At 62.8% G+C, this 7,119-nt stretch carries 5 protein-coding genes; 2 read left to right on the top strand and 3 right to left on the bottom strand.

Annotated elements, in window-relative coordinates:
- Positions 1-283: 283 nt before the first annotated feature.
- Complete coding sequence (locus K7G81_RS17025; RefSeq protein WP_223032026.1) at positions 284-1,870, top strand: ABC-F family ATP-binding cassette domain-containing protein; 1,587 nt, start codon at positions 284-286, stop codon at positions 1,868-1,870.
- A 4-nt stretch (positions 1,871-1,874) separates the two neighbouring features.
- Here the strand turns inward: K7G81_RS17025 and K7G81_RS17020 are convergent, their stop codons facing one another.
- Together K7G81_RS17020 and K7G81_RS17015 are read right to left on the bottom strand one after the other, a co-directional pair.
- Positions 1,875-2,912, bottom strand: coding sequence for an alpha/beta fold hydrolase (locus K7G81_RS17020; protein ID WP_255587250.1), 1,038 nt, complete (start codon positions 2,910-2,912; stop codon positions 1,875-1,877).
- A 45-nt stretch (positions 2,913-2,957) separates the two neighbouring features.
- Positions 2,958-3,803, bottom strand: coding sequence for an oxidoreductase (locus tag K7G81_RS17015; protein WP_223032025.1), 846 nt, complete (start codon positions 3,801-3,803; stop codon positions 2,958-2,960).
- Positions 3,804-3,915: 112 nt separating this feature from the next.
- Here K7G81_RS17015 and K7G81_RS17010 point away from each other — a divergent pair, with 112 nt between their 5' ends.
- Positions 3,916-4,788: a LysR family transcriptional regulator gene (locus tag K7G81_RS17010; protein ID WP_369412142.1), complete on the top strand. Its 873-nt coding sequence runs from the start codon at positions 3,916-3,918 to the stop codon at positions 4,786-4,788.
- A gap of 436 nt (positions 4,789-5,224) precedes the next feature.
- On the opposite strand, the gene K7G81_RS17005 is transcribed toward K7G81_RS17010, so the two are convergent.
- Positions 5,225-6,010, bottom strand: coding sequence for a manganese catalase family protein (locus tag K7G81_RS17005; RefSeq protein ID WP_223032023.1), 786 nt, complete (start codon positions 6,008-6,010; stop codon positions 5,225-5,227).
- Positions 6,011-7,119: the final 1,109 nt, after the last annotated feature.

Genomic DNA, 7,119 nt, shown 5'->3' with positions numbered 1-7,119 from the left:
TCCGCGAACTCCCATACTGGCCCGCAGCATATGGCGCTGCTCATCGAGGCCGGACAGATGACAGCATCCGACTACGTGCCAACATACCCCGATTTAGCGCTTGCATCCGAAGGGGCGTCCACAGATGTCCTACCGGCAACTCTCGCGATATCGACCCGATGCGGGGAAACGGTCTTGCAGACGCCTATCGGCCGCATTACCACCTTGGGTCTAAACGTAGGATATGCCGACCGATGTGATTTCGACCTGACAGCAACGCGACTCGTTTTGCCTTCAGGAAATCATGTTCATGTCTGCGATCACCACGGTCGATCTCGGCTGGTCGACACCGGATGGCCATCCGATCTTCTCTCATCTCAATCTGACGTTTCATGCCGAACGCGTCGGCATCGTAGGGCGCAATGGAGTTGGCAAGACCAGCCTCTTGAAGCTGCTTTCCGGGGAGCGCGAGCCAACGGCCGGCAAGGTCATCGTCGATGGCACCGTCGCCGTGCTGCGCCAGCTCGTGCAGGTTGGCCCGGAGGACACGATCGCCGATCTGTTCGGGATCGCCGACCAGCTCACCATTCTTCTCCGGGCCGAAACCGGCGTGGCGACCGAGAGCGAACTGGCCGAGGCGGACTGGACGCTCGACATGCGTCTCGCCTCGGCGCTCGCGCGGGTTGGTCTTGAGGCGGACGGAGAAACACGGCTAGCGTCCCTGTCGGGTGGCCAGCGCACACGTGCCGCTATCGCCGGTGCCATGCTGGCTGACGCTGATTTTCTGCTGCTCGACGAGCCGACCAATAATCTTGATCGCACCGGCCGGGCCGCGGTGCTCGACCTGCTTTCGTCGTGGCGCGGAGGCGCAATCATCGTCAGCCATGATCGCGAACTACTGGAGCGGATGGACGCGATCGTCGAGATGACCGCACTCGGCGCGACGCGCTACGGTGGCAATTGGACCCACTATCGCGAGCGTAAGGCGATCGAGCTGGCCGCGGCGCAGCACGACCTGAATGTGGCGCAACGGCAGCTCGGCGAAATCGACCGTAAGGCACAGGTCGCGGTCGAGCGGAAGCAGAGGCGCGACGCAGCCGGTGGCCGCAAGGGCGCTCGCGGCGACATGCCGCGAATCCTGGCTGGCGCGCGCAAGCAACGTGCCGAGAATAGCCGCGGTGAGAACGCGCGGCTCGCCGAACGCCAGCGGCGCGAGGCGTCCGCCGCAGCCGCCTCCGCCAATGACCGGATCGAACGGTTCGAGCCGATGGCGGTGACGCTCGCGTCCACCAGATTGGCAGGCGGCAAGACCGTGCTCGAAGTGAACGATGTCGCTGCAGGCTACGATTCACAAGCGCCCGTGCTGCGCCATGTTTCGCTGACCATGACTGGTCCGGAGCGCGTGGCGATCATGGGGCCAAACGGGTCGGGTAAGACGACGCTGCTCCGCGTTATCGCCGGCCAGATCGCTCTATTGTCCGGGACAGTCAGACGGATCGAGCGCTTCGCGATACTTGATCAGACGGCAGCGATTCTCGATCCAGCACTGTCGATCGCCGACAACTACCAACGGCTCAATCCCGGCAGCGCGGCCTTCGCCTGCCGCTCGGCGCTAGCGCAATTCCGGTTCAGGGCCGATGCCGCGTTGCAACAGGTCGCCGCGCTCAGTGGTGGTGAGGTGCTCCGCGCCGGGCTTGCCTGCACGCTGGGCAGTCCGGTACCGCCGCAGCTTCTCCTCCTCGACGAGCCGACCAATCATCTCGACCTCGACTCGATTGCCGCGATCGAGGCGGCGTTGTTGGCTTATGACGGCGCGCTGCTGGTGGTCAGCCATGACGAAGCCTTTCTCGACGCAATCGGGATCATGCGGCGTGTCGAACTGGCGGCTTGAGCCGTCACACCATGCGAGCGATCGCCAGTACGGCGTCGGCGAAGGCTGCGGGCGCCTCTTGCGGGAGATTGTGGCCGATGCCGCCGCTAATCGAACGGTGCTGGTAGCGGCCGGTAAAGCGCGCCCGGTATGCCGCCGGCTCTGGGTGCGGCGCACCGTTGGCGTCACCCTCCATGGTAATTGTCGGCACCGCGATCGGCGGGGCTGTCGCAAGCGTCGCTTCGGCCGCTTCGTAGCGCCTCTCGCCTTGAACGAGGCCCAGCCGCCAGCGATAATTGTGGATGACAATCGCGACATGGTCGGGATTGTCGAAGCTGCTGGCCGAGCGTTCGAAGACGGGATCGTCGAAATGCCATTGGGGAGAGGCGGTCTGCCAGATCAGCTTGTTGAACGACTTACGGTTCTTCTCATAGCCGATCCGGCCACGCTCGGTCGCGAAGTAGAATTGATACCACCACGCGAGTTCGGCCTTTGGCGGCAAAGGCGCAGCATTGGCCTGCTGGCTGCCGATGAGGTAGCCGCTGACCGAGACGAGGCCCGAACATCGCTCCGGCCAAAGCGCGGCCACGATATCTGCGGTGCGCGCGCCCCAATCGAAACCGCCTAATGTCGCGCGACGAATCTTCAGAGCATCCATCAGCGCGATCACATCGAAGGCGAGCGCTGCTTGTTGGCCGTTGCGGACGGTGTCGACCGAACGGAAGAACGTGCGACCGAACCCCCGTAGATACGGAACGATGACGCGGTGTCCGGCCTTGGCGAGCAGGGGAGCGACCTCAGCAAAGGCGTGAATGTCGTATGGCCAACCGTGGAGGAGGATTACGGGCGCCCCACCTATCGGCCCCATCTCTGCATAGCCGATCGAAAGCGGGCCGGCGTCGATCTCGCGGAGTGGGCCAAAGTCAACGCTGGCGACCGCCAACGTCGCGGCGCGGGTGGCAGTTGAAAGCAAGCCGGACTGGCTCGCACCGACGGCCATGGTGACCACGCCGAGCAGGCTGCGGCGATTGAGCTCGGTCGCCTCCGAGATGGATTGGGTCATGGCGATCACTCCTGAAGACAAGCATTTGGGGGTCGATCTGCTCAATTATCCGAAGGATGATGCTGCCTGGAAATCCGTCGAGCAGCTGAGTGTGTACCACTGATGCAGCTCGTCCATGCGGGCCTTGTCCATCGCGTCGGCCCGTTCGAACGCATCGCTGCCCAGCACTAGCCGCAACGGCGGCGCTGGAAGCGCGGCGAGGGCAAGGATCGCCTTTGCCGCTTTTGCCGGATCGCCCGGCTGATTGCCGTCATAAGCGCGCTGCCGTGCGGCGACGGTTCCGACGGTTTCGGCATAATCGGGAGGACCGTCCTCGATCATCGTTGAGGCGCCGGCGAAATCGGTACGAAAGCCGCCCGGCTCGACGATCGTAACGTGAACGCCGAACGGTCGCAGCTCCTGCGCCAGCACCTCCGAAAAGCCTTCGACGCCGAACTTGGCGGCGGAGTAAGCCCCGCGTCCAATCGCTCCGGCGCGTCCGCCGATCGACGAGATCTGGATGAAACGCCCCGAGCGCCTCTGCCGGAACAGGGGGATGGCCGCCCTGGTCACAATGATCGTGCCGAACAGATTGGTTTCGATCTGCCGACGGAAGCTCTCAAGGCTCGTGTGTTCGATCGGAGCGACGTCACCATAGCCTGCGTTGTTGACGAGGATATCGAGCGCGCCGAACCGCTCGACGGCGAGCGCCACGGCATACGTGGCCGCGTGTTCATCGGTGACGTCGAGGGCCGCTGCCACCATTGTACCAGCAAAACGCTCGGCCAAGTCGGCAAGCTGTTCGGGTGTGCGCGCGGTCGCAACGAGATTATGCCCTGCCTCGAGAACAGCTTCGGCGAGTGCGCGGCCAAGACCGCGTGCGCTGCCGGTAATAAGCCAGGTCTGGGCCATGATTACCTCCGGATGATCTGGAGCTCGCGAGATAGATTAAGGCTATGATCCCGATAAGGGGCACGATACTCATCATTTTATGCCAAGAAGCGGGATAATCAGGGCAGGACGCTTGCGTGAGCTCGAAGCGATCGCCGCCGTCGCGCGCCAACGCAGCTTCCGCCTCGCAGCGCTCGATCTCGGTCTATCCACGACGGCGCTCAGCAGAATCGTTGCAGGCGTCGAGGAACGATTGGGCGTGCAGCTCTTCGCGCGTACGACCCGCAGCGTCGCGCTCACGCCTGCAGGCGAGCGCTTCGTCGCTCGAATGGTACCGGCACTCCGCGAGATCGGCGCGGCGATCGACGATGCCACCGATCAGCGTGATGCCCCATCCGGCACACTGCGGATCAACTGCTCGTCGGGTGCGGCCCGCCGAATCCTGGAACCGCTCGTCCTGCCGTTCTTGGAACGGTATCCCGCGGTGTCGATTGACTTGGTCACCGAGAGCCGGCTCATCGACATAGTCGCTCAGGGGTTCGATGCCGGGATTCGACAGATGGGCTTGGTGCCGACCGGGATGACTGGCGTGCCGATCTCAGGCCCGGTCCACTTCCTCGTCGTGGCGTCACCGGCCTATCTTGCCGGCAGAGAGGCACCGCGTGTTCCGGCCGACCTTCTCGATCATCGGTGTATCCGTATCCAGCTCGCCAATGGTGCCGGCTATCCTTGGGAATTCCAGGAGGGAGCCAGACAATTCGCTATCGACGTACCGGGTGCCCTGACGCTTGACGACCCGGCGCTAATGCGGCGTGCCGCACTTGCCAATGCCGGCCTCGCCTACATGGCGGAGTGGCGCGTCGAGGCCGATATCGCGGCTGGCCGCCTTGTATCGTTGCTGGATCAATGGATGCCGACCGAGGAAGGCCTCTGCCTCTACCACCCAAGCCGGCGGCATCCTTCCGCAGCGCTTCGGGCCTTGATCGAAATGCTGAACCGCAATTGATCGCTGCCGGTGCCAATGGGCGGCTTCGCGCCCCGTGGCAGTCATTCTGCATCCGCCGCAGCGCTCCCAGCACATGACATACCACCCGGCCGGCCTATTCTTGCTTGCGATGCTCGACCGGTCGGCTGACGTATCCGGCGGTCATGCGGGCTCCACGCTCGGAACAGCGGTCGGCTAACTGCGGGGTGTGCGGCTGCAACAGGATGGCGAAGCGAACGGATTCCTCCATCACATCGTCGGTGCGGTCATACCGCATGCTGCTCGCGACATATTCCGGGACCGCTGGCGTTCAAGCTAGATTCTCTCGTGTTGCTCCATAAGTGCATGCGGTGCATCAAGCCCTATTCGTAACCATACCCGCGAATCGGTCACCCAGCGCACCGCTGCCGCGGACTGAACTGTCGGCAGCGGGACGCATTGGCGGGGGCTATTCTTGCTATTGCGCTTTGGCGGTGCGCCGTCTCTCCTCAGGGTCGGCAATATATTCGAGCTTCGAGTTTGCCAGCAACCACGGGGCGGCTCCGTCCTTCTTGGGATTCTCGGTCTGCGAAAGGTTGAAAACTAGATTGACCGTGTCGTCGGGCTGAAGATCGCCGAACATCGGGTCGTCAAGTTTGTCCATGGATTTGAGCGCCTCCATGAACATCCGCGAATGGGTCACTTCGCGGGTGGCAAGGTGGATGAGCGCTTTACGTGTCCCCTCATCAGGCGATTTCGGGATCATCGCCTCATAGCTGGCGAGCGCGCCGGCTTCCGCCGCGATGTCGGCCCGCAGGTCGCGCACCGGGCTGGCACCCTCATCGACATAGGCGCCTGTCCAGGTAGTCCCCTGGCTATCCAACAGGTGCGGCCCCTTGCCCCGGATAGAGAAAAGCGTGCTCTCGAACGCCTTTTCTTCCACGGCGCCGCTGGAATGCGCCTCGATCAGGTGCGCAACAATCTCGAGATGCCCCATCTCCTCGGTGGCGATGTCCATCAGCATGTCACGCAGTTGCGGATCGTCAGTATGCTGGGCCTGGGTAAAATACTGCAGCGACGCCTTCAGTTCTCCGGTCGCTCCACCGAACGCGTCCAGAAGGAACTCGGCAAATTTCGGATCGGGGCTGGTGACGTGGACAGGGTGTAGCAATTCTTTTTTGTGAATGAACATGGCGAAGCTCTCCTGGCTGATGCGCCCCCGCACACCGGCGCGCGGCCGGCAATTTCTTAGCGCGTCGCCCATTCGATAGTTCCCTTCAAAGGACATTTCCGTGGGCGACGCGAGATGAACTGAAGAATGGTGACCTGCTACCCATTTCGGATCGCTGACGATCGGCGTGGTTCTACCGGCACGTGGTAGGGCTGTCGGTGAATCCGGTTGCGAGTGCGCCAAGGTCACTAGCTGGCGCACGATATTATAGCCTGTCCGCCATGCGATGGCCCATCTGACTGCGGCCGGCGACGGGAACAGCTGCTTGATCAAGCCAGTTCAAGCTCGCTGATGGCCCCATCGCAGCCTCATGTGGCCGAACTCGTGCGCGACGCCGAAGCGTCGTGGCTATCGGCGCGCTCGGTCGTCGACGCTGTTGGGCGCACGGTTGCCGAGGGCGAACTGCGACCCGTACATCGCCGAAGTTTGCCTAGGAGAAACGTCCGCTTCTCCTGGCGACCCCATTTGAGAGCGGACAGCCCACCACCGGCCCAGTCGCCGTCACCAGTCCGTACCTGAATGTACGGCAGCTCTCATCGAGCTAATTCGCGGCAGGGAATGGCCGGTTTGTCGGCAGGAGCCGTCGGGCATCGGCGATAGATGGGAGGCATGCGGCGCTTCGCGAAGCGGTCGGCGACGTCGATTGGCTGTCCGTTCAAGATGAGCACGAAGCCGCGGACCCACAAGCGGACGTTCAGACCACTCAGTTCGCTACCCAGTTACGGACGATCGTTCATGTCTGCCGCGACCTCGACCACTCACCGAGATGAACGACGACCCCGAGATTTGCGCCTCGAACACGGCGCCCGGGGAAGATGTGCATGTTAAAACAAGAACTTAGCGCGCGTTGGTCGGGCAAATGAACACCGCGATTGGAACCACCCGTTGCGCCAAGCACCACTCACCGCGTGCCGATGATCGGTCATCCGCATTCTGCGACGCAGCAGACAATATGCTGCATCGCGGCGTTATTCGATCTGACACCAATCGGCAATGCAAGCGTCACAAACCGCGCCTACCCGCCCATCATCAAGCATCGATGCTAACGAGGGCCATCCATGAAGTACCGGTTTGTCGTCATTCTTGCTGCACTGCAATGTGGCGTCTCCCTGCCAGCTGCCGCCCAAACGGAGTCGGCGAAC

The sequence above is a fragment of the Hephaestia mangrovi genome (assembly GCF_019880555.1).
Taxonomy (GTDB): domain Bacteria; phylum Pseudomonadota; class Alphaproteobacteria; order Sphingomonadales; family Sphingomonadaceae; genus Sphingomonas; species Sphingomonas mangrovi.
The sequence above is the reverse complement of the archived record's forward strand: the minus strand, read 5'-3'. Positions and strand labels throughout refer to the sequence as shown.

Coding starts and splice junctions, on each gene's coding strand:
- K7G81_RS17005 (WP_223032023.1), bottom strand. CDS start 6,010: ATGGGCGACGCGCTAAGAAATTGCCGGCCGCGCGCCGGTGTGCGGGGG.
- K7G81_RS17015 (WP_223032025.1), bottom strand. CDS start 3,803: ATGGCCCAGACCTGGCTTATTACCGGCAGCGCACGCGGTCTTGGCCGC.
- K7G81_RS17025 (WP_223032026.1), top strand. CDS start 284: ATGTTCATGTCTGCGATCACCACGGTCGATCTCGGCTGGTCGACACCG.
- K7G81_RS17020 (WP_255587250.1), bottom strand. CDS start 2,912: ATGACCCAATCCATCTCGGAGGCGACCGAGCTCAATCGCCGCAGCCTG.